The 21,428-nt window shown below is 69.1% G+C and carries 20 protein-coding genes; 10 read left to right on the top strand and 10 right to left on the bottom strand.

Features of this window, described 5'->3' with window-relative positions; genetic code table 11:
* Positions 1-80: 80 nt before the first annotated feature.
* From E3T61_RS17360 to E3T61_RS17350, 3 genes are read left to right on the top strand one after another with little or no spacing between them, the layout of a single operon-like run.
* Positions 81-962, top strand: a complete 882-nt coding sequence (locus tag E3T61_RS17360) for an alpha/beta fold hydrolase (protein WP_198418725.1) — start codon at positions 81-83, stop codon at positions 960-962.
* Positions 946-1,719: a DUF4386 family protein gene (locus E3T61_RS17355; protein WP_166793292.1), complete on the top strand. Its 774-nt coding sequence runs from the start codon at positions 946-948 to the stop codon at positions 1,717-1,719. Before E3T61_RS17360 ends, E3T61_RS17355 begins: the two co-directional genes overlap by 17 nt.
* 26 nt (positions 1,720-1,745) lie before the next feature.
* A complete protein-coding gene (locus E3T61_RS17350; RefSeq protein ID WP_134642113.1) occupies positions 1,746-2,453 on the top strand; it encodes a lysoplasmalogenase in 708 nt (235 codons plus the stop codon).
* Here the strand turns inward: E3T61_RS17350 and E3T61_RS17345 are convergent.
* Genes E3T61_RS17345 through E3T61_RS17335 form a run of 3 tightly spaced genes read right to left on the bottom strand, consistent with a single transcriptional unit; the run spans position 2,450 to position 6,750 of the window.
* Positions 2,450-5,131: a multicopper oxidase domain-containing protein gene (locus E3T61_RS17345; protein ID WP_134642112.1), complete on the bottom strand. Its 2,682-nt coding sequence runs from the start codon at positions 5,129-5,131 to the stop codon at positions 2,450-2,452. The genes E3T61_RS17350 and E3T61_RS17345 overlap by 4 nt on opposite strands.
* A complete protein-coding gene (locus E3T61_RS17340; RefSeq protein ID WP_198418724.1) occupies positions 5,128-6,381 on the bottom strand; it encodes a hypothetical protein in 1,254 nt (417 codons plus the stop codon). The genes E3T61_RS17345 and E3T61_RS17340 overlap by 4 nt, the downstream gene beginning before the upstream one ends.
* A gap of 39 nt (positions 6,382-6,420) precedes the next feature.
* On the bottom strand, positions 6,421-6,750 hold the full coding sequence (locus E3T61_RS17335) for a DUF2249 domain-containing protein (protein ID WP_241992651.1): 330 nt from the start codon (positions 6,748-6,750) through the stop codon (positions 6,421-6,423).
* Between the two features lie 82 nt (positions 6,751-6,832).
* Here E3T61_RS17335 and E3T61_RS17330 point away from each other — a divergent pair, with 82 nt between their 5' ends.
* Complete coding sequence (locus tag E3T61_RS17330) at positions 6,833-7,204, top strand: non-heme iron oxygenase ferredoxin subunit (RefSeq protein ID WP_134642111.1); 372 nt, start codon at positions 6,833-6,835, stop codon at positions 7,202-7,204.
* A gap of 54 nt (positions 7,205-7,258) precedes the next feature.
* Here the strand turns inward: E3T61_RS17330 and E3T61_RS17325 are convergent, their stop codons facing one another.
* Positions 7,259-7,939 (bottom strand): helix-turn-helix transcriptional regulator, encoded by a 681-nt coding sequence (locus E3T61_RS17325; RefSeq protein WP_166793291.1) that lies wholly within the window; start codon positions 7,937-7,939, stop codon positions 7,259-7,261.
* A gap of 44 nt (positions 7,940-7,983) precedes the next feature.
* A complete protein-coding gene (moaA, locus tag E3T61_RS17320) occupies positions 7,984-9,099 on the bottom strand; it encodes a GTP 3',8-cyclase MoaA (protein ID WP_134642109.1) in 1,116 nt (371 codons plus the stop codon).
* A 311-nt stretch (positions 9,100-9,410) separates the two neighbouring features.
* Between moaA and E3T61_RS17315 the strand changes: the two genes are divergently transcribed.
* The 5 genes from E3T61_RS17315 to E3T61_RS17295 all read left to right on the top strand — a co-directional run bounded on the left by E3T61_RS17315 (position 9,411) and on the right by E3T61_RS17295 (position 16,558).
* Positions 9,411-11,204, top strand: a complete 1,794-nt coding sequence (locus E3T61_RS17315) for an HNH endonuclease signature motif containing protein (RefSeq protein ID WP_134642108.1) — start codon at positions 9,411-9,413, stop codon at positions 11,202-11,204.
* A gap of 108 nt (positions 11,205-11,312) precedes the next feature.
* Entirely contained in the window at positions 11,313-12,386 is a 1,074-nt protein-coding gene (locus tag E3T61_RS17310; protein WP_255455705.1) for a formylglycine-generating enzyme family protein, read from the top strand.
* 133 nt (positions 12,387-12,519) lie between these two features.
* Positions 12,520-14,874, top strand: coding sequence for an arylsulfatase (locus tag E3T61_RS17305; RefSeq protein ID WP_134642107.1), 2,355 nt, complete (start codon positions 12,520-12,522; stop codon positions 14,872-14,874).
* A 175-nt stretch (positions 14,875-15,049) separates the two neighbouring features.
* A complete protein-coding gene (locus E3T61_RS17300; RefSeq protein WP_134642106.1) occupies positions 15,050-15,772 on the top strand; it encodes a PTS sugar transporter subunit IIA in 723 nt (240 codons plus the stop codon).
* Positions 15,773-15,889: 117 nt separating this feature from the next.
* The gene (locus E3T61_RS17295) at positions 15,890-16,558 is read left to right on the top strand and encodes a chymotrypsin family serine protease (protein ID WP_134642105.1); all 669 of its coding nucleotides are present in this window, start codon (positions 15,890-15,892) and stop codon (positions 16,556-16,558) included.
* Here E3T61_RS17295 and E3T61_RS17290 read toward each other — a convergent pair.
* The 5 genes from E3T61_RS17290 to E3T61_RS17270 all read right to left on the bottom strand — a co-directional run bounded on the left by E3T61_RS17290 (position 16,555) and on the right by E3T61_RS17270 (position 20,412).
* Positions 16,555-16,806, bottom strand: a complete 252-nt coding sequence (locus E3T61_RS17290) for a hypothetical protein (RefSeq protein ID WP_134642104.1) — start codon at positions 16,804-16,806, stop codon at positions 16,555-16,557. The two genes, E3T61_RS17295 and E3T61_RS17290, sit on opposite strands and share 4 nt — an antisense overlap.
* Before the next feature lie 21 nt (positions 16,807-16,827).
* Positions 16,828-17,427, bottom strand: coding sequence for a hypothetical protein (locus E3T61_RS17285; protein ID WP_134642103.1), 600 nt, complete (start codon positions 17,425-17,427; stop codon positions 16,828-16,830).
* Positions 17,428-17,678: 251 nt separating this feature from the next.
* Positions 17,679-18,380 carry a 2-phospho-L-lactate guanylyltransferase gene (gene cofC, locus E3T61_RS17280; RefSeq protein WP_241992650.1) on the bottom strand — a complete coding sequence of 234 codons (702 nt, stop codon included), beginning with the start codon at positions 18,378-18,380 and terminating at the stop codon, positions 17,679-17,681.
* An 11-nt stretch (positions 18,381-18,391) separates the two neighbouring features.
* Positions 18,392-19,408, bottom strand: coding sequence for a coenzyme F420-0:L-glutamate ligase (locus E3T61_RS17275; protein WP_134642101.1), 1,017 nt, complete (start codon positions 19,406-19,408; stop codon positions 18,392-18,394).
* 2 nt (positions 19,409-19,410) lie between these two features.
* Positions 19,411-20,412: a TIGR03557 family F420-dependent LLM class oxidoreductase gene (locus E3T61_RS17270; protein WP_134642100.1), complete on the bottom strand. Its 1,002-nt coding sequence runs from the start codon at positions 20,410-20,412 to the stop codon at positions 19,411-19,413.
* 69 nt (positions 20,413-20,481) lie between these two features.
* On the opposite strand from E3T61_RS17270, the gene E3T61_RS17265 reads away from it, so the two are divergent.
* Positions 20,482-21,318: an exodeoxyribonuclease III gene (locus E3T61_RS17265; RefSeq protein WP_134642099.1), complete on the top strand. Its 837-nt coding sequence runs from the start codon at positions 20,482-20,484 to the stop codon at positions 21,316-21,318.
* The last annotated feature ends 110 nt before the right edge of the window (positions 21,319-21,428 follow it).

Raw genomic sequence — 21,428 nt, 5'->3', positions numbered from 1 at the left:
GGGAAAGACCCGGCCGCGCTACTCTCGGCTACGTTCCGAGCGCCGCGCGCCGATCTGCCCCCGAGCGAAGGGCCATTCTCATGTCTCCAGCTGCCCCGCCGCCTCCCCGCGTCTACGGCACCTGGCCGGGCGGGATGCCGTTCCTGGCGGTCGGCTCCGGTCCACCGCTGGTGTTCTTGCCCGGCATCACGCCCAACCACGAGCTGCCCACCGGCGCCGACCGGCGGCTGCAGACCCGGCAGCTGCTGCCGTATGCCGGGTCGCGCCGGGTCTGGTGGGTAAACCGTCGGCCGGGCCTCGACCCCGACGCCACGATGGCCGACATCGCCGCCGACTACGCCAACGCGATGCTGCGCCGCTTCGACGAACCCGTCGACGTTGTCGGGGAGTCCACCGGCGGCAGCGTGGCGCTGCAGCTCGCCGCCGACCATCCGGCCGTGGTGAAGCGGCTCGTGATCGTGTCGGCGGCATACCGGCTCGGCGAGGAGGGCCGGGAGAGCCAGCTGAACGTCGCCGACGACGTGCTCGACGGCCGCCCGCGTGCCGCCGGGGCAGAGCTGATGCGGATGACCGGCGCAGGTGCCGGGTCGAAACGCCTGCTGGCGGTGCTGGGCTGGCTGTTCGGCACCGTCTACTTCGCCCGCGCCACGGCCGATCTGATGACGACCATCCGGGCCGAGGATGCCTTCGACCTGCAGACCCGGCTGGCTGACATCGTCTCCCCCACCCTGGTGATCGGAGGGGACCGGGATGCGTTCTATTCGGCCGACCTCTTCCGCCAGACGGCGGACGGTATCTCCCGCGGCGAGTTGGCCCTCTACCCCGGGCGCGGGCACCTGGGCACCGCGTTGGATCCCCGGTTCCTGCCCGATGTGCTTTCTTTCCTCGACCCGCCCGACAGCGCCGGCTCGCCGGCCGGACGCCTCGAGCCGGGCGCCGACCGTGATGACGTCACGCGCTGAGCAGGCGTCGCCAACTGCGGCACGGGCGGCGGCGGCTTGGCACGACTCGTGGCATCCGCTCTACCGAGTGGGCGGCGTGGCCGCGCTGCTCTACGTGGTGGTGCTGCTCACCGCGGTGGTGCTCGATACCCTGGCGCCACCACCGGTGACGGGAAGTCTGGACACGCTGGTGTTCATCGCCGACCATCGGGTGCTCTACACCGCCGGGCAGATTCTGTGGATTCTGCCCGGCTACCTGGCGGTGCTGGTCTACGTCACCATAGGTATCGCCCTGGCGCCGGTCGGCCGCAGTTGGGCGCTGCTGGCCGGTCTGCTCGGCGCCCTGCCCCCTGCGCTGTCGCTGGCGATCCCGGTCTCCACCCGCGGCTCGCTGATTCTGGTGACCCTGAGCGACCGGTACGCGAGCGCGCCGTCCGCGGAGCAGCCGGGCATCGTGGCCGCCGCCGAGGCCGTGATCGCGGAGAACACCACGGTGACCTTCACCGGACCGCTCTCGATGATCGGGCTGCTGGTGACCGCGCTGGTGATGACCCGTGGGGTATTCCCGCGTCTGCTCGGCTGGCTCGGCGTGGCCGTGGGCGTGCTCGGGCTGGCCGCGGAAGTGCTGCGGTTCGTTCTGCCCGGCCTCTACCTGGCTGCGCTGCTGCAGTGGGTGTGGGTGGTCTGGACGGGAATCGTGCTGCTCCGGCTCGGCTCACGCGGCGAGTCCGGGGCCGGAAGCGGGCGTGCGGCGGGTGCGTCTGCGTACAGTGGGTGACATCCGTCCCCCATCGAGGTGAGCAAGTGCGCGAATCCCGCAGTACAGTTCAGCAGCGCCATGCAGGTCAGCCGGCAGCATCCGTCGTCGTGCTGCTCCCGATAATCGTGGTGGGCCTGGTCCACCTGGCCGCCATCCTGTTGTCGCTGCCCGGCGTCGTGGAGTGGACGAAGCCGTTGCTCATGCCGGCGTTGGTGGTCGGTCTGATCTGGGGCGCACCCGAACGTCGCTCGCCCACCGTTGTGCTCGGCGTTCTCGCGCTTCTGCTGTCCTGGGTGGGCGACGTCACGCTCCGGTGGTTCGTTGTGGGGCTGGTCTTCTTCCTGCTCGCGCACATCGCCTACCTGGTGCTCTTCATCACCCGACTCGCCGAGCGGCGGGTGCAATGGTGGGCCAGCGTCTACGTGGTCTGGCTCGTCGTGTTGCTCACGATTCTGGGCGCCAGTACCGGCGCGCTGCTGATCCCGGTCATCGCCTACGGTGTCGTTCTCTCTGCGATGGCCGCCTTCGCCTCCCGGTGCAACCGCTGGGTCGCCTGGGGCGGGGCGCTCTTCGTCGTCTCCGACTCGGTCCTGGCCATCAATAAGTTTCTGCCGGAGGCCGGCATCCCCCTGGCGGACTTTGTGATCATGGTCACCTACATCGCGGCCCAGACGCTCATCGTGTGGGGGTTGCTGGTGCACGAGCGGTCTCGGGTGGCAGCGGCGCCGGTGGCTGCTCGGCCGGTTGGCTAGGGCAGCACCTCGAGGATGCCGCGGGCGCCCTTCTCGGCATCCGACATAATGTGGCTCACGAAGGGGTAGTGCCCCGCCTGGCCGAAGGTGAGCTCCACGAAGCCGCCCTGCGCGGCGGCGAGGTCGAGCACCTGGGAACCGCCGGTGCCGGTGCTGCCGCCGTCCTTGAGTGAGTAGTCGCCCTCTGTGTAGACGGTGTGGAACTGGCCGCCGACGACGTGGAAGGCGCTGCCGATATTCGGGCCGGCATCCAGCACCCAGACCCGCACGGTCTCGCCGACCCTGGCCGTGAGCGGCCGGGCCGCGTACTGGTTGGCGTAGCCGTTGAAGACGACGAGGTCGGGGGTCTGCGCCGCCACCCTGACGGCGTCGACCTCGCCGCCCTGCGCGCCGAGGTAGAGCTCGGACTGCACCACGAGGTACTCGTGGTCCACCGCGGCCAGGCCCGGCGGGTCGATGATGACGGCGCCGAACATGCCGTTGGCGATGTGCACCGACATGGGCATGGTGGAGCAGTGGTAGAGCCAGATGCCCGACCGGGTGGCGGTGAACGTGTAGACCAGGCTCTCACCGGGCTGGATGGTGCGCATCACTGCGTCGGGGGCGACGTCGCCGGCGTGGAAGTCGATGGAGTGCCCAACCGTGCCCTTGTTCACCAGGGTGATCTCGAACACGTCGCCCACCGTGCCCCGCAGGGTGGGACCGGGCGCGGACCCGTTGAAGGTCCACAGCATCTGGGTCACCCCTGGGGCCACCTCGGTCTCCACATTGCGCACGATCAGGGTGCGCCGGTGCACTGTGGCGGCCGTGGCTGGCGGCAGAGTGGCGTCCCGTGCCGCGAAGTCGGCGTCGGGTTCAGCCATCGGGTCGAGGTCGTCGACTGCGGATGCGGCGGTTGCGGCGGAGTCGTGGCCGGTGTGGCTGCCATCGGCGGCCATACCCGCCATACCGTCCCTGCCGTCCATCGTCGTGTTGTCGCTGCCCTCGGATGCGTCGCCCACCGAGGCGTCGGCGCCCACGGCCACGATGCTGATCTCCATGCCCAGCAGCCGATGGCCGGCGATCGAGCACCAGCCGTCCACGCTCGCGCCGATCACACCCACCCGCACGGTCTCGGACGCGCCCGGGTCGAGCGATCCCGACACCAGGCCGGATTCAAGCACCAGGTTGTGCACCATCTCGTCGCTGTTGGTGAGCGTGATCACCAGTTCGTCGCCGACCGGCACCTCGATGCGGTCGGGTACGAAGCGGGTGCCGACCATGTCGACGGCCACCGTGGTGGTGTGCCCGGTCGCCCCGGCGACGGCAGCGGAGCCGGCGGCCTGGGTCGACACCGTCGACAGGCCCACCGAGGCCGGGTCGACCACGATGCCCACGGTCACCGTGAGCAGCAGCACGCTCGCGGCCGCGAGCATCCGCCCGGTCATACGCGGCCGCTCGCCGTGCGGGGGTCGTTCGCCCGGCGCCACGCGCACGAGCGGCAGGGCGCGCGCCCGACGGTTGGCGCGGAGGGCCCGGGTGAACAGCACCAGGAAGCCGGCCATGGTGGCCACGACCAGCATCGACAACACCACCGTGACGGTGCTCGAGACGGGCAGCAGCAACAGGGCCAGGCCGCCGTTGACGACCACGACCCTGAACAGGCCGCCGCGGTCGAGTTCAGCGGCGGTGGCCTTGAGGGCGGCCGGGCCGCCGCCGAGCACCACGGGCACAAGGTGGCTGAGCGCCCCAAGCAGGATCTGCGCGGCGAAGCCGATCGCGAAGTACGGCACCAGGGTCTCGACGCCGGCGGCGGCGGCCGTCCAGTTCGGGGCGAGCGCCACCTGCAGGCCGAACCCGAGGGTGCAGAGCGCGAACCAGACCTGCGCGGCGCCCAGGCTCCAGGCGGCGAAGGTGACGGCGGGCGCCCGGCGCAGGTGCCCGACACCCTCCCAGAGCACCCGGCCCAGGGCCGCCAGGTAGACCAGAACGCCGAGCGCGACGATCAGGCGTAGGTCGGCGAGGCAGCCGAGCGCGACGAGGCCGAGGCCGCCCGCCAGCACCGCCAGGGTGCTGCCGTCCGCGACGGTGCCACCCTCGATACGGGTGTGCAACACTGTGGGCCAGAGCAGCGCGATGGTGCCGATCACGGTGAGGCCCACCCAGCCGAGCAGGTTGAGCGCCAGGTGGCCGATGAACAGGCGCTCGTAGTCCTCGCCGCCGCCGTCGAGGCGGGCCATCAGGATACCCAGGGTCACGCCGGCCGCCAGCATCACGGCGCTGGCCACGTAGTAGCGCACCAACGGGGCGAACCGGCCCGGCATAGCGCCACGGGTCTGGCCCGCGATCACGGCGGCGTGGGCCAGAGCGTTCAGCCCCACCAGGACGCCGCCGACCAGCACGAGCGAGAACCAGCCGACGACCATCCCCGTCATGACGGCGACGGCGCCGACGGTATGTGCCGTCAGTCGCAGGCCGAGCGAGAGGCGGTGGCCGAGGGCCTTGCGGCGCAGCAGGGTGTCGGCGAAGTGCTGGCTCCAGATCAGGATGGCCGTGCTCACGGCGCCGAGCAGCAGCAGGTGCACCAGCAGCCATCCCGAGGACGGCAGCTGGCGGTGCAGCACAGTGAGGACCACCGCGGCGGCCAGCCAGGCGGGCACCAAGCTGCCCGAGACGATGTGCCAGAGCTTGTCTTTCACAGCAGCGACCCTCGCGATGCCGGTCGCGTCCCGGTGATCTTCTGCGCCGCGGCGGCGGGCGATTGGGCCCCGCTCTGCTTCGGCGTTCCGCGCGGCACCGTTCGGGCCGGCAGCGCGGTGGTTCCGCGCACGACGGAGATGACGGCGATCGCCACGAACAGCAGCACAGCCACGATGTTGAACACCCCACCCCACTGCACCAGCACCGGCCAACCGTAGGCGTCGCCGAACAGCACCCGGGCCAGCAACGAGACGTGCAGCAGCGCCGCCGGCAGGTACATGACCGGCCGGTAGGGCAGCGGCCGGCGCAGCACGGCGGGCAGGATGGTGGGCGCGTGCGCCATGATCATCGACATCACGAAGCCGAGGAACACGGCGTGCATCATCGCGTCGTAGCCGGGGCCGGAGTACACCGGGCCCTGCAGCAGCCAGATGCCGCCGACCACGACGAGCCAGCCGTAGCCGGCCAACAGGCAGCACGCCATGTAGCGGGGCAGCCCGGTGGAGCGCACCATGCGGGTGGCGATGTCGTGCCTGAACAGCCAGGCCACCAGGGCCAGCATCCCCGTACCGAGCAGGGGGTAGCCGGCCACCGGCCAGACCAGGGCCACGACCGAACCGAAGCTGAGGGCCAGGCTGATGCCCAGCATCCACCCCTCGGCCCGACGGTTGACGGTGGGCGAGATGCGGGACAGCTCGAGGCGCTCGCCGGCGATGGTGAGCACCAGGTACAGGATGAGCAGCGGGGCGAGTTGCGGGATGCCGATGCCGCGCAGCCAGAAGATGGTGGCCATCAGGCCGGCGAGCGCGCCAAGCACCTGCACCGCGGTGGAGACCGAGCCCTGCTTCTGCCAGATCTCGGCGTAGACGGCCAGCAGCATGATGCTGCCGGCGACCAGGGCCGCCTGGCCCACGACCACCGGCAGCGGCGAGATGAGGGCAAGACCGCCGGCGCCGAGGAGGCCTGGAGCGAGGTAGGCCCAGCCACGGCGCACGGCCACGGCCCGCTCGAGCACGACCACGGTGCCGACAAAACCGAACACCATCAGCGGGCCGTGCACCGCGCTGAGCCGGGTGCTGTCGACGGGCGCCGCCAGGCCGAGCAGCAGCAGGGCGCCGTCGAGGCCGGCGAGCAGTGCGATACCGCCGCAGAGCAGGAAGACCAGCCGCCCGGTCACTCTGGGCCGCGCGGCCGGGCCGGTACCGCGCGCGGCGCTGCCGGTGCGGCGAAGCGGGCTCAGGGTGGTCAACGGAGGCTGCTGTCAGGTCAAGGTCAGGCTGGCGCCGGGTCAGTTGGCGCGGGTGAGGCGGATGGTCCAGGTTTCGGGTCCGTTCTCGAGGTAGGAGATGAGGAACTCGCCTGGGCGGCTGCTCTCGAGCTGGCCGAGCAGGGGCAGCGGGTTGTGCGAGGCGATCAGGTCGAGGGCGAAGCCGGGCTTGATGGCACCGAGGGCTCCGAAGATCGTGGCGTGACGGATGGCGTGCGGGATGGTGCGGGAGTCCAGGACGATCTTCTCTTCGTCTTCGTGGCCACAGGCGCAGGCGTGCGCTTCGGCGGGTGCCTCGTGCTCGGCGGCACCGGGGCGGCTGGATGACAGGACGATCGGTTCGATACTCACAAGATTTCTCCTTCGCCGGGTCGAATGGCCCTGGTGAGTTACTTTAGAGGATGCCTATCCTTTTAATCGGGACGTTCGTCCCATGAGCCGATCCAGCATCGGCAGGAATGAGGAGCAGGTGGCAACCAGGGTGTGCGCGGAATCGGAGCTCGAGCTCGGCGAAGCGATCAAGGTGATGGTCGACGGCGTGGCCGTGGCCCTGGTGAAGGACAGCGCCGGCAGGTGCTTCGCGTTGGGCGACATGTGCTCCCACGCCGACATCTCGCTCTCGGACGGCTTCGTCGAGGGCGACGACCTGGAGTGCTGGGCGCACGGCGGTCGGTTCGAGCTGGCCACCGGGCGGGCCCGCACTCTGCCGGCCTCCGAGCCGGTCCCCGTCTACCCCCTCACCATCGTCGAAGGCGACGTCTACGTAGACGTCACCACGCAAGTGGACGTCTCGACGTACGCGTAGTCTCGCGAACTGTGAGTTAAGCCCCAGATTTCGCCCGAATCTGGGGCTTTTCTCTCAGTTCGCGAGGGGGGCGGGCAGGTGCACGAGGCAGAGCTGCGGTTGTACGAAGGGCTCGAGGCGGATGCCCTCGCCGTCGTGACCGAGGGTGCGCGCGAGGCCCCTCATGAGGCCCAGGTGCACCGAGCAGACCACGTCGGGATTGGCCCGCGCCTCGGCCCGGAACGGGCAGGCGGTGAGGGCGATCGCTGGCTCCTCGGGGCGAAGTTCGGGCTCGAAGCCGATCTCAGTGAGCACGCGCAGCAGCGGGGGCACCAGGGCGACGGTGGGGGCGTCGACTGCCATCACGTGGACCGCGGATGCGTACTGCGCCGACCAGCGCTCGCCGGCGCGCTCCGAGCGGGCTCGGCCGCCGTCGGGATCCTCGCCGATCACCGCAGCGAGGGCCTGGGTGAGATGTTGCTGGGCCGTCTCGGCGGGCAGCGGCGCCGCTATCGCGCAGAACAGCACCTGTGGCCGGCCGCGCTGGCCGGCCCGGGCGACCTGGCGCTCGATAAGCCCGGCCGCTTCGAGGTGCTCGAGGTGGAAGCGTGCCGTGGTGACGTGCAGGCCGAGCGCTTCTGCCACGGCGCCCACTCCCAACGGCACAGTGGACTCGGTGAGCAGGGCCAGCGCGCGGCGGCGCGGCTCACTGGCCAGGGCGGCATGCCTGGCATCGGTCTGCGTGGTCGGGACCATGATTTTAGAGTAGCAGCGTGCGGTTAAACCCTCGCGGGCGGCGGTCATCCGCCGATGTAGGACATCTCAATCTTCTTGCCGCCCGACGAGCGCACCGCGCCGGTCTGGGCGCTGCGCAGCTGGGAGGCGCGGTCGGTGCGCTGCCGCCAGATGGCGCCCATTGCGGCGGAGAGTTGCTCATCGCTGCTGCCGTCTCGGAGCAGCGCGCGCAGGTCGTGGCCCTCGCTGGCGAACAGGCAGGTGAAGAGCTTGCCGTCGGTGGAGACCCGGGCGCGTGAGCAGGTGTGGCAGAACGACTGGGTGACGCTGGAGATCAGGCCGATCTCGCCCTCTCCGTCGAGGTAGCGCCAGCGCCGGCTGGTCTCGCCGGTGTAGTTGGGGGCCACTTCTTCCAGCGGCAGTTCGGCGTGGATGCGGTCGCGCACCTCGCTGGACGGCAGCACGGCGGCCATGTCCCAGCCGTTGCTCGTGCCCACGTCCATGAACTCGATGAACCGCAGGATGTAGGGGGTGCCCTTGAAGTAGCGGGCCATGTTGACGATGTCGTGGTCGTTCTGGCCGCGCTTGACCACCATGTTGATCTTGATCGGGCCCAGGCCCACGGCGTGCGCGGCGTCGAGGCCGGCCAGGATGCGGGCGACCGGGAAGTTGACGTCGTTCATGGCGCGGAAGGTGGTGTCGTCGAGGGAGTCGAGCGAGACGGTGACGCGCTTGAGGCCGGCATCCTTGAGGGCCTGGGCCTTCATCGCGAGGGCCGAACCGTTGGTGGTGAGCGCGATGTCGACCGGCTTGCCGGCCGGGGTGCGCAGCTCGGCGAGCATCGCGATGAGCTCTTCCAGGCCTTTCCGCAGCAGCGGTTCGCCGCCGGTGAGCCGGATCTTCTCCACGCCGTGCGCCACCGAGATGCGGGCCAGACGGGTCATCTCCTCGAAGGAGAGCATCTCGGCGCGCGGCATGAACGCGAAGTCCTTGCCGAAGACCTCCTTGGGCATGCAGTACACGCAGCGAAAGTTGCACCGGTCGGTGACCGACAGGCGCAGGTCGTGCAGCGGGCGGTTGAGGGTGTCGACGAGCGGGGCATCCGTGTGCGCGGCAGGAGCGACGGGCACCTCATCGGCCTGACGCCTGACGAAGGGCACGGGAAGCGGTGCACCGGACATCTATTGACCCTAACCCCGAATCCTCGTGATTTCCCGCGCCCCAACCTCGGTATCGGCTCGACCTCTCCGCGGCGGGCTGGGTAAGTCGTGCAATTCCCGACAGGCCGCCGGATCAGCCTCACGGAATACCGCGGGAGGCTTTCTCGGCGGAGGGGACTTGCAGGATTTGTGCACACGCCGTCGGGTCGAGGACGGGGTCGCAACAGGGCGGGAGCGTTCGCCAGACGAGCACTGGGATCTGGGCCCAAGAAACTTATCCACAAGGTGAGTTTTACTCACACAAGGATGCGATATCGGGCTAGATTCGGGGCATGGCAATCGAGTCGAGCTTCGCAGACATGTTCACCGTCGGGAACCCTCCCGACGGTGCTGTTCGTGCCGACGCGGGCGCTGCAGAAGGTTTAGCTGAGAGGTCTGCTGCCGGGGTTGCTGGTCGTGCTGCTGACGGTGGTGACGGCCTCGTGGCCGCGGCGACGAGTGTGGCCCGGTTGGGCTGCACGAGTGCCGACTACGACGCCCTCTCGGATGCCGAGGTGCTGGCCGGGCAGCAGACCCTCGCCCGGGCCCAGCGGGAGCTCGATACCCGCAAGGCGTGGATGGCGAAGACCCTCGCGCAGCGATCGCGGTGGGAGTTGGGCCAGGCGGGCCTGGCGAAGAAGCAGGGGTTCCTGTCGCCCGAGGCGTTGATCCAGGAGCTGACCGGCGCGAGCAAGGTCGAGTCGCGCAAACTCGTCGGCGTGGGCCAGATGCTCGCCGAGGTCGAGGCCGCCGACCTGCAAGCCGCCCAAGCCGAGGCGGAGGCCGCCCGCCGGCTCGTCGACGAGGCCCTCACCGGTCCGCTCGATCCAGCCGTGGACACGCTCCAACCGTCCGATCCCCTGCTGCCGGTGCCGTGGCACGCGCCGATCTCCCGCGCGGTGAACGCCGGCACCCTCTCCATCGATGCCGCCCACGCCCTGCGCACCGGGCTGGGCGACGTCGACACCGTCGTCACCGGACCGGCCCTGGCCGACGCCCTGCACCAGTTGCTCGCCGACGCCGGGCCGATGAACGTGGACCAGCTCCTCAAACGCGCCCGGCAGACCCGGGACTCCTTGGATGAAGCCGGCATCCGGGTGCGGGAACAGAAAGCCTGGGACGACCGCTACCTGCGCATCTGGACCCTGAACACCGGGCAGGTGCGCATCGACGGGCTCTTTCCGCCTGAGCAGGGCGAGTTCATCAAAGCCACCTTCGACAGCCTCACCAACCCCCGCCGCGGCGGCGTGCGCTTCGTCGACACCGAACGCGCCGCCTGGGCCAAGCGAGTCAAGGACGACCCCCGCACCACCACCCAGATCACCTGCGACGGCTTCATCGACCTGCTCACCGCCGGCACCACCGTCAACCCCAACGAGATGCTCGGCGGCCGCCGCCCCGCCGTGCAGATCCTCACCACCACCGCCGGCGCTCTCAACAAGCCCACCCAGGCCACCCAGCCCGGCGAGCCAGACTGGCCACAGGGACTAGACAACAAAGGCCACCCCGCCAACACGACCGACATCACCGGAACAGCCGGCACCGCATCGGGACCTCCCGAACGTGACCCGTGCCCGATGGCCGGGCCGTTGCAGCCCGGGTTCCTCAGCGAGGCCGACGACATCCTGATCTGCCTGCCCGGACAACCCGGCCACGGCTACATCGAGGGCAACAGTGCCCCGCTCTCCCCCGAAACCATCGAACGCCTCATCTGCGACTCCGGAACCATCCAGATCACCTTCGACCAGCTCAACCGGCCCCTCGACGTCGGCCACGAACAACGCCTGTTCACCCGCGCCCAACGCCGCGCCCTCGCCGCCCGCGACGGTGGCTGCCGCTGGCCCGGCTGCGACCGGCCACCGGCCTTCACCGAAGCCCACCACATCAAACACTGGCAACGAGACAACGGCCGCACCGACATCGACCAGGGCATCCTGCTCTGCCGCGCCCACCACCTACTGCTGCACAACCAACGCTGGCAAATCTTCGAAAACACCGGCCGGTACTGGCTCAGGCCACCCGCCACCATCGACCCCGGCCAACGCCTGATCGAGATGCCCAGCCACACCCTGCCACGGCTCGACTAAGCCCCATCCGCTGATCGAGCGGGTCTACTTCGGCAAGCTCAGCCCGACGTCGACAAACTCGACCAACGCAGGGTCGTCACCCGTTGCCCCACGCGGTACAGTCTGCGCGTGACGTCAGACGAACACAGTTGCTGCACACCCGGGCACGGGATGATGGCCGGCGCCCAACGGCCCGAACCCGCGCCGGGCCCGGCAGAGCGCCCGCCGGAGGGCCCGGTGGAGCGCCCGGCGCAGGGCCACAGCCGCGCACACACGCCGGCGTCCCCGACCGGTTCGTCCCGTGAGTCCGGTGAGAACGATGGCGGTGCCCCGACCACCCGCCCTGCCGGCCGGCACGGCATCGAGCAGGCGACGGTGCCCGGCCAGCTGTTCCGGATGGGCGACGCCGACGGCGCGGGCAATCCCGGCGACGGCGAGACGCCCGTGCACGAGGTGTGGCTGGATGCCTTCTCGATCGATGCGACAACCGTCACCAACGCCGCGTTCGCCCGGTTCGTGGCGGAGACCGGCTACCACACCGAGTCTGAGCTGTTCGGCTACTCCGCGGTGTTCCACCTCGCGCTCGAGGCTGACCTCGACGACGTGGTCGGGCAGCCACCGCAGACGCCGTGGTGGTTGGGGGTGCGCGGCGCCGACTGGGCGCATCCGGCGGGCCCGCGCTCGTCACTGACCGGACTGGCCGAGCATCCCGTGGTGCAGGTGAGCTGGAACGATGCGCTGGCCTACTGCGCCTGGGCGGGCCGGCGGCTGCCCACCGAGGCCGAATGGGAGTGCGCGGCCCGGGGCGGCCTGGCCGGCGCCCGGTATCCGTGGGGCGACGAGTGGCAGGAGGGGCTGCGCTGCAACATCTGGCAGGGCCGGTTTCCCGCGGTGAACACCCTGGCCGACGGCTGGCTCACCACGGCTCCCGTACGCGAGTTCCAGCCGAACGGATACGGTCTCTGGCAGAGCGTCGGCAACGTCTGGGAGTGGTGCGCCGACTGGTGGGCCGAGGGCTACTACGCCGCCTCGCCCACCCGGAACCCCGCCGGACCCGCGACCGGGGAGCAACGCTCGATGCGGGGCGGCTCGTACCTCTGTCACGACTCGTACTGCAACCGGTACCGCAACTCGGCCAGGGCCTCCAACACGCCCGACTCCGCCGCGGGCAACGTGGGCTTCCGCACCGTCGCGCTGGCCTGAGCATCTGCCGCCCGCGCCTTGAAGAGGGGCGGGAGCCGATATACAGTCACTCGCGTCGGCATCCGCCGGCGTGTGAGCCCTTCGTGGGGCGGCTCCCTCAATCATGAACATCCGCTGTGAAACGGAGAACCCCATGCCCGCACCGTTCAAAGGCACCGTCAACGTCGACATCCGCGATTCGGAGCCGGACTGGGCACCGTTCGAACCACCCAAGGCCCCCGCCGGGTCGCCCAATGTGGTGTACATAGTGCTCGACGACGTGGGCTTCTCGGCCATGTCCAGCTACGGCGGGCCGATCCAGACCCCCAACATCGACAGAGTCGCGGATGCCGGGGTGCGCTACACCCAGTGGCACACGACGGCGCTCTGCTCCCCGACCCGCTCCTGCCTGCTCACCGGGCGCAACCACACCCGCAACAGCATGGCCTGCATCACCGAGGCCGCGATCGGGTTCCCCAACGCGAGCGGCACCATCCCGCCGGAGAACGGGATGCTGCCCGAGATCCTGGGCGAACTCGGCTGGAACACCTACATGGTGGGCAAGTGGCACCTCTGCCCCGACGACGAGATGAACGTGGCCTCCACCCGGCGCAACTGGCCCTCCGGCCGCGGCTTCGAACGCTGGTACGGCTTCCTGGGCGCCGAGACCAACCAGTGGTACCCCGAGCTGGTCTACGACAACCACCCGGTGGACCAGCCCGCCCTGCCGGAGGACGGCTACCACTTCTCGGTGGACATCACCGATAAGGCCATTGAGTTCATCAAGGACGCCAAGGTGATCGCCCCGGAGAAGCCGTTCTTCCTGTACTACGCGCCCGGCGCCGCGCACGCCCCGCATCACGCTCCGAAGGAGTGGGCCGACAGGTACGCGGGCCAATTCGACCAGGGCTACGAGGCGATCCGGGAGGAGACGCTGGCCAGGCAGAAGCAGATGGGCATCGTGCCGGCCGGCACCGAGCTGCCGCCGCTGAACCCGCTGGGCACCCCGGAGACCCGCTCGGGTCCCGACGGCCAGCCCTTCCCGCTGATGGACCTGACCCGGCCCTGGGCGTCGCTCTCGGCGGACGAGCAGCACCTGTTCAGCCGTATGGCCGAGGTCTACGCGGGGTTCCTCTCGCACGCCGATCACCAGATCGGACGACTGCTGGACTATCTCGACGAGCTCGGCGAACGCGAGAACACCCTGGTCGTGGTGGTGTCCGACAACGGCGCCAGCGGCGAGGGCGGCCCGAACGGGTCGGTCAACGAGATGAAATTCGTCAACGGCGTGCCAGACGAGATGGCCGACAACCTCAAGATGCTCGACGAACTCGGCGGCCCGTCCACCTACAACCACTACCCGAACGGTTGGGCCATGGCGTTCAACACCCCGTTCAAGATGTGGAAGCGCTACGAGTTCAACGGCGGCACCTGCGACCCCTGCATCATGTCCTGGCCGGCCGGGATGAGTGCCCACGGGGAGTTGCGTGAGCAGTACCATCACGCGGTCGACATCGTCCCGACCATCCTCGACGTGCTTGACGTGCAAGCGCCCGAGCGTATCAAGGGGCACGTGCAGAGTCGTTTCGACGGGGTCAGCATGCGGTACGGCTTCGCGGATGCCGACGCGCCGACCACCCGGCGCACCCAGTTCTACTCGATGCTGGGCTCCCGGGCGATCTGGCACGACGGCTGGAAGGCCATCACCACGCACCCCACCCTGAGCGGCTGGAGCCACTTCAACGACGACGACTGGGAGCTGTACCACACCGATGTGGACCGGGGCGAGCTGCGCAACCTGGCGGCGGAGCATCCGGAGAAGGTGCGCGAACTGGTGAACCTGTGGTTCGCCGAGGCCGGCGCGAACCAGGCGTTCCCGCTGGACGACAGGTCGGCGTTCGAGATCTTCGTCACCCCCCGGCCGGTGCTGTCGCCGCCGCGGAACCGCTACGTCTACTACCCGCACACCTCCGAGGTGCCCGAGTCACAGGCGGTGAACCTGCGCAACCGGTCGTTCGTGATCGGGGCGCTGGTCGACCTCCCCGCGCCCGGCGCCGAGGGAGTGCTCTTCGCGCAGGGCTCCAGGTTCGGCGGGCACGCGCTCTACCTGCAGGACAACCGGCTGCACTACGTGAATAACTTCGTGGGGCTGTTCGAGCAGAAGGTCGACGCCGACACCGACCTGCCGGCGGGCGAGAACCTCATCCTCTCTGCTTCGTTCGACAAGGACGGCGAGGATCCGCAGCACGTCTCCACCGGCATCCTGAGCCTGTACTACGGCGAGACCAAGGTGGGTGAGGGCCGCATCAAGACCCAGCCGGGCAAGTTCTCGATCGCCGGCGAGGGGCTCAGCATCGGCCGGGACAGCGGCGAGGCCGTCACCGAGTACAGCGGTACCGCGCCGTGGAGCTTCACGGGCGGAACGATCCACCGGGTGGCCGTTGACGTGAGCGGCGAACCGTATGTGGACCTCGAGCGGGAGGCCCAGGCGATGCTGATGCGGGAGTAGCCCGGCCGCGGGTTCCCGCGCGGGCGCTCTGCCCCGGGCAGGGTCGAAAGTCACTCGGCCCGGCCCGGGGCAGACTGTACGCTGGGCAGGCTGCCGCATCCGTCGCCCGGATGGCAGGAGCGCCACGGCCCTCGGGCCACCCGCCGCCCGGCCACGTCTGGAAGGACACCGCACCATGCCCGCGATCCCGGCTGACGCCTCCACCGCGATTGTCATCGTCGTGCTCGCCGTGGTGCTCGTGGTGGTGGTGCTCATCGTGCGTTGGGCACGAAAGAGCCGGTCGGCGGATGCCGCCGCTGTCGCCGCGACGACCGCCGAGGCCCGCGGGACCGTCACGGCGAAGGCCGGGGCGCTTGCGGACGCCGCTTCCGGTGCTGCGGGTGGTGCGGCCACGGACGACGCGGCTGCTGGAGAGGCGCAGCCCAAGACCGTGCTCGACTACATCGACGGCCGCACCATCGTGCTCGATGTCGACGACGCCGATCGAGACGCCGTCATCCGCCGCCTCGCCCGTCTCATGGCCGCGACCGGACGGGTACTCGATGAGGACGCGGTGGTGCGCGCCGCGCTCGAGCGCGAGCTCATCAGCACCACCGGCATCGGCGACGGCATCGCCATCCCGCACGCGACCACCGACGCCGCCACCTGCCCGGTGCTCGCGTTCGCCCGAAGCCGCAACGGCGTGGACTGGAACTCGCTCGACGAGGCGCCGGCCCACCTGATCTTCATGATCGCCGTGCCCGAATCGGGTGCGGGCTCCGAACACCTGAGGGTGCTGGCCCAGTTGTCCCGCAGCTTGATGAAGCCCTCGTTCCGCGCCTCCATCGAAATGGCGGCCACTCCGGCGGACGTGCTCGCCGCGCTGGCCGCAACGGTACGGCCGACAAGCGAACGCTGACCTCACGGGCGGCTCACATCTGTATGCCCTTGGGCGATGCCTGAGCTCCCGCGCTAGGCTGCAGGTGCGTTTCCCGCCGGTTCAGCTCATCGGCACCGTCGGCGAAGCCAGGGGCCGATGGGCGAGGGGAATCCACCGATGACAGTTGGCCAATCGGCGTGGGGTATCGCCCTGGGCTCCGTACTCCTGGCCTCCGTACTCCTGACCTCCGGCTGTTCACCCGAGTCAGACGCTACTGTCGACGACCTCGAGTCGTTGTCCATCGAAAGCTCCGGCCTCGGCTCGTGCACAGTCTCAGCTGAGATCGAGTACAACGGCGCTCGGGCGCTTGTCACCGCGCTGCACTGTGTCGGCGACAACGCCTACGTCGATGCACCTAGTCTCTCCGCTCGGCTGCCTGTTATCGAGCGCTTTGACGCTTACGATCTTGCGCTGCTGCAGCCCCTCGAGTCCATTCGGCTCCCCAGCTACCCCGTCGCGGCATTTCCTGCGTCAGGTGTGGAGGCCTGCAAGGTCGGAACCCTCGTGAAAAACGACTGCGGTCCGGTGGTGGGCCCCGGCGAGGTCGATGGCACTGTGGTCATGATGATCGATATCTGTTCCGTTCCAGGTGACTCCGGGTCCGCGATCACGTGGAACGGGACTCTCGTCGGCGTCGAAGGCGGGGACGTGTCTTACGCCCCCGGCTTCGATGAGAATCTTCCGTGCAATTCTGTTGAACAGTCGCGGATGAACCCGCTCTACAGCCTGGGCCTGCCCGAGGCGGTCATCGGCTCAGCTCCTTAGCGACTTTTCCGTTCTGCGCGCTTGAAGAGGATGATCCCGACAATGCCGATGACGATGGCCGTCGGCACCCAGCTGAACAGCAGGTATGGCGCAAGTCCCTCCAGGTACGGCGTGTTCGATGCGGCCGACTTGATCCAATTCCCGAGCAGAACTCCGACCAAGCACGCGACTTGGATCGCGGCGAACAACCTCAAGACCACGTTTGGATCGTTGAGACGTTCGAGTGGCGTCTTGCGGTTCTTGATCATGGTGAAACCCGTTCCCTTCCGTTAGCCACACGACTTGCTGTAGTCCAATGCTGACGCCCCGGCGTTCAGAACCACCGTACAAGCGATGCCAGCGACAACATTGGCCAGACCGAGCGGCAGGCACACCAGCAGGGATCCAGACGTACCAACAACGAAGCTGGCAAGCCAACTCTCGAAGCAGCTATTGTTCTGGTTCAATGTCATCCGGCCGGCATCCACCTCAAGCGGAAGAACCTGCAAGACGTTGTCAATCACGCTGAACTTGGCCGGAAGCGACTCGAGGCCGTCTTCGCTCGTGAGCTCGGGCACACCAAACGACAGAACGATCTCGCCTTCAGCATTGGTGAGCGTCGCCGATTGGCCCGTGCTGTCTGCGACGAACTGGTCCCCCTCCGCCACATCGAACGCAAGCCCACCAGCGACGAATCCGGCTTCTGGCTCGTAGCTCCTCTCCCGGCTATCCGACGAGATCAGTCCGACTACGCCGGGTGGCTGTGCCGCGAGAGTGCTCTCGGCACTGACGTCACTCACGTCCCTCTCTGACGCCGACGCGGCCTGTACGCCCTGGCCCATGAGCACGATCGCGACAACTATTGTCACTACTTTGGTTGCGAGCTTCATATGCATTTCCCCCGTAGATTTGCTGACCAATTCGGAAATCTGGATCAGCCGTAATTCATGTCGAGCCTCACAGCCTCCTCCGTCAATGTCAATCAACCAGAAGCGCTCGGGTGCTGTGAAGGACCCCCGATACCCCTCGAGAGCAGGCCGAGACGAATGTTGCCGAATGTTGGCAGACCGCGCGGATGGGGAGGTTCGACGGCAACGAGGCCGACGGCGATCAGGATGATGGCGGCAACCCCGGCGGCAGGTCACCCGGTCGGTCCGGGCCGGTCCGGGGCGTCCGTCGGCATCGGCTGCGATCGGGCGATCAGGGCGCTGGTGTGCGCTCCGACCCCTCGGCGCAGCACCTCGGCGAGGTTGGCGACGGTGTCGACGTCGCGGCGGATCGACGCCGTTGCGGGCAAGGCGAGCGGCACGTGGCCGGCCGCTTCGTGCGCAGCGCGGGAGCCCGGACCGAACCTCGGCACCACGGGCAGGCCCGCGCGGGCGAGCAGGGTTGTGGTGCCGGTCCCCTCTTCGTCGGCAACCATCGCCAGGTCGTGGGCGGATGCGGCGGCGAGGGTCGTCTCGACGTCCGCCATAGTGAGGGCAGGCAGATCCCCGGTGAGCACGGCGATGTTGCTCTGCGGATACAACTCCTGAGCCACCCGCACGCCCTCGGCGATGGCGGCGTTGAGCGGGTCACGAGGTGCCGCAAAGCGTCCATTCCCGGCATCCGAGAGGGATGTTTGCGGCAACTCGGGCACGATCTGAGCGCCCAGGGCGGCCAGCGGCCCGGCAGCGGCGGGGTCGGCAGTCACCACGAGCACCCGTTGCACCGTCTCGGCCGCGAGCAGGGCCGCCACGGTGTCGAGGGCGAAAGCCTCGGCGAGCGCACCGCGCGCCGGGAACGGCTCGGGCAGGTCGCCCAGACGGCTCTTGGCGCTCGCGCTGCCCTTGACGGGCACCACGCACACCCAGCTCACAGGGATGCAGATCCGGAGTGAGTTGCCACTTCGGGCCCGTTCGCGCCGGCGGAACGGGCTCCACCTGGCAAGTCACCCGCGGGCGTCTCGCGAGTTACCGCATCCTGCCCCTTGGGGAGCGTTGACGGGGCACGTTCCCGCAACTCGGCGGCATCTTCAGCTGTCGTTGGCTCGCGCGTCGCGCCGGATGCCGATGCGACTGCGGATGCCCCACCTCCGGCAGCAGCCACCCCCGCCGCATACCCCTCCGCGTAGGCCTCCGCGCTGCCGATCCGGAACATGTCGTTCGCACTGTCGCGCAACAACCGGCGCGCACCCCGGTCCCCGGCGTCGACCGCGGCGACCAAGTGGCCCAGACCGCGAATCACCGCCACCGGGTTGCCGCTGGTCTTGCCCTTGATGAGGTCCGCTGCGCCGGCGATCTCGTCCGCGACCGCGGCGACGGTGACGTCGAGGCGGCGGCCGTGCGCATCCGTCGTGCCGCGAAGGTCGTCGAGCACGGCCACGCCCGCGGCGCCGATGGCGATGTCGGTCTGGCCGTCGCGCCACGGGCGGCCCACGGTGTCGGTGATCAGCACGCCGAGCTCCAGCCCGGTGGCGGCTCGCAGGGCGGCGCAGAGGGCGCGGGCCGACGCATCCGGGTCGGCCGGCAGCAGCAGCACGGTGCCCTCGGCCACATTGCTGGCGTCGACACCGGCGGCGGCCATCACCAGGCCCTGCCGGTTCTCCACGATGCGGGTGACCCCGCCCGGATGAGCGCGGGTCGCCACGACCCGCACGGTTTCGTCGGTGATCGCCTGCTCCCGGTCGGTCGCGGCCACCTGCCTGCCCTCGGCCTTGGACACGATCTTGCTGGTCACGGCGAGAATGTCGCCGTCGGCCAGGCGGGACGCCGCCGGCCCGGCCACAGCCAGGATGATCGCCGCGAGGTCGTCGCCAGCCCGGATCTCGCCGATCCCGGGCAGCACGAACACCTCCAGCCGGGGGCGTGCTCCGTCCGCCGTGAACGGCATCGCTACCGGGCGAGCTTCGGCAGCACGTCGCGGCCGAACACGTCGATCCACTGGCGCTGGTTGCGGCCCACGTTGTGCAGGTAGATCTTGTCGAAGCCCAGGTCGACGAACTTCTGGATGTAGGCGCGGTGGTCGTCGGGGTCGGCGGAGATGATCATCCGGCCCTCGAAGTCTTCGGGGCGCACGAGCTTGGCCATCTGCTCGAACTCGAACGGCGAGCGGATGTCGCCCTTGGGGAACTTCATGCCGCCGTTGGGCCACTCGTGCAAAGCGTTCCGCATGGCCTCTTCGTCGGTCTCGGCCCAGCTCATGTGCAGCTGCAGCACCTTGGGCATGGTCGACGGGTCCTTGCCGGCCTCGCGGGCGCCGTCGTCGAACTTGCCGAACAGCATGGAGATCTTCTCGAGCGGGGCGCCCACGGTGATGAGACCGTCGGCGTGCCGGCCGGCGCGCTTGGCGGTGACCGGGCCGGCGGTGGCGACGAGGATCTCGGGCGCGACCTCCGGCATGGTCCACAGCCGGGTGGATTCGAGCTTGAAGAACTGGCCGGAGTGCTTGACGTCCTTGCCGGCGATGGAGGCTGTGAACAGCTTCGAGATGATCTCGATGGCCTCGAACATGCGGTTGATCCGCTCGGGCGCCTCGGGCCAGTAGCCGCCGACGATGTGCTCGTTCAGCGCCTCGCCTGAGCCGAGGCCCAGCCAGTGCCGGCCCGGGTACATCGACGCGAGCGTGGCGGAGGCCTGCGCCACCATTGCGGGGTGCCAGCGGAAGGTGGGCGCGGTGACGCCCGGGCCCATGTCGCCCTTGGTGCGCTCACCGATCGCGGCGAGCACGCTCCACACGAACGAGGATTCTCCCTGGGCGGGCACCCATGGTTGGAAGTGGTCCGCCGCCATGACGCCGGAGAAGCCGTGCTCCTCCGCATACGCCGACAGGGCCACCGCCTCGGCGGGGGCGAACTGCTCCAACATGGCCGCGTAACCGATCTGCAATTCCGACATGCAACCATCCTGCCACTCACGTGTGTCGGCGAGGTTTCTCGCGCGCCCGCGCCAAATAGGCTGGGGGGCATGCGCATTGCCACCTGGAACGTCAACTCCATCCGTGCCCGCGTCGACCGGGTGGTCGACTGGATGGTGCGGGAGGACATCGACGTGCTCGCCATGCAGGAGATCAAGTGCAAGCCCGAGCAGTTCCCGGCGCAGGCGTTCGAGGACGCCGGCTACGAGTTGGCCGTCCACGGCCTCAGCCAGTGGAACGGCGTCGCGTTCGCCAGCCGCCACGAGATGACGGATGTGGCGACCGCGTTCCCCGAGATGCCCGGTTTCCTCAAGGGCGAAGAGGGCCCCGGCCTGCCGCTGGAGGCCCGCGCGCTCGGCGTCACGGTGAACGACATGCGGCTGTGGAGCCTCTATGTGCCCAACGGACGTTCACTCGACGACCCGCACTACGTCTACAAGCTGGACTGGCTGGCCCGGCTGAAGACCCACGCCGTCGACGAGCTGGCCAGGAACCCGAAGCTGGCAATGGCGCTGATGGGCGACTGGAACGTGGCCCCGCTGGACTCCGATGTGGGCGACCCCAGCCTGGTGCCGGGCGTCTCCACCCACATCTCGCCGGCAGAGCGCAGCGCTTTCGAGGCGTTCGAGGCGGCGGGCTTCACCGACGTGGTGCGCCCGATCGTGCCGGAGGGCTTCACCTACTGGGACTACAAGGCGCTCAAGTTCCCGCGCAACGAGGGCTTGCGCATCGACTTCATCCTCGGCTCCCCCGCATTCGGCGAGCTGGTGACGGATGCGAGCATCCATCGCGACGAGCGCAAGGGAGACGCCCCGAGCGACCACGTGCCCGTTCTCGTGGACGTCCAGTCCGATGACGAGGACGACGACCGCCCGATGATCTTCTAGCTGTACTGCCCAGGGACGTTGGTTGATGTGTGATCCCTTGAAATGATGAAGACCTCCGGTGGAGGGTGGAGCTGTCTAGGTCCCATTCCTCAACCCGGAGGTCTTCGTGT

Origin of the sequence: Cryobacterium lactosi, assembly GCF_004403945.1 — a bacterium.
Lineage (GTDB): Bacteria > Actinomycetota > Actinomycetes > Actinomycetales > Microbacteriaceae > Cryobacterium > Cryobacterium lactosi.
Note: the sequence above shows the minus strand (reverse complement) of the source record. Positions and strands in the feature narration are given on the sequence as shown.

What these genes read in the sequence shown, in the direction of transcription:
- E3T61_RS17270 (WP_134642100.1), bottom strand. Translation starts at nt 20,412, where the DNA reads ATGTCGGAATTGCAGATCGGTTACGCGGCCATGTTGGAGCAGTTCGCC.
- E3T61_RS17325 (WP_166793291.1), bottom strand. Translation starts at nt 7,939, where the DNA reads ATGGTCCCGACCACGCAGACCGATGCCAGGCATGCCGCCCTGGCCAGT.
- E3T61_RS17295 (WP_134642105.1), top strand. Translation starts at nt 15,890, where the DNA reads ATGGGCGAGGGGAATCCACCGATGACAGTTGGCCAATCGGCGTGGGGT.
- E3T61_RS17305 (WP_134642107.1), top strand. Translation starts at nt 12,520, where the DNA reads ATGCCCGCACCGTTCAAAGGCACCGTCAACGTCGACATCCGCGATTCG.
- E3T61_RS17355 (WP_166793292.1), top strand. Translation starts at nt 946, where the DNA reads ATGACGTCACGCGCTGAGCAGGCGTCGCCAACTGCGGCACGGGCGGCG.
- E3T61_RS17290 (WP_134642104.1), bottom strand. Translation starts at nt 16,806, where the DNA reads ATGATCAAGAACCGCAAGACGCCACTCGAACGTCTCAACGATCCAAAC.
- E3T61_RS17360 (WP_198418725.1), top strand. Translation starts at nt 81, where the DNA reads ATGTCTCCAGCTGCCCCGCCGCCTCCCCGCGTCTACGGCACCTGGCCG.
- E3T61_RS17285 (WP_134642103.1), bottom strand. Translation starts at nt 17,427, where the DNA reads ATGAAGCTCGCAACCAAAGTAGTGACAATAGTTGTCGCGATCGTGCTC.
- E3T61_RS17315 (WP_134642108.1), top strand. Translation starts at nt 9,411, where the DNA reads ATGGCAATCGAGTCGAGCTTCGCAGACATGTTCACCGTCGGGAACCCT.
- moaA (WP_134642109.1), bottom strand. Translation starts at nt 9,099, where the DNA reads ATGTCCGGTGCACCGCTTCCCGTGCCCTTCGTCAGGCGTCAGGCCGAT.
- E3T61_RS17265 (WP_134642099.1), top strand. Translation starts at nt 20,482, where the DNA reads ATGCGCATTGCCACCTGGAACGTCAACTCCATCCGTGCCCGCGTCGAC.
- E3T61_RS17330 (WP_134642111.1), top strand. Translation starts at nt 6,833, where the DNA reads ATGAGCCGATCCAGCATCGGCAGGAATGAGGAGCAGGTGGCAACCAGG.
- E3T61_RS17300 (WP_134642106.1), top strand. Translation starts at nt 15,050, where the DNA reads ATGCCCGCGATCCCGGCTGACGCCTCCACCGCGATTGTCATCGTCGTG.
- E3T61_RS17275 (WP_134642101.1), bottom strand. Translation starts at nt 19,408, where the DNA reads ATGCCGTTCACGGCGGACGGAGCACGCCCCCGGCTGGAGGTGTTCGTG.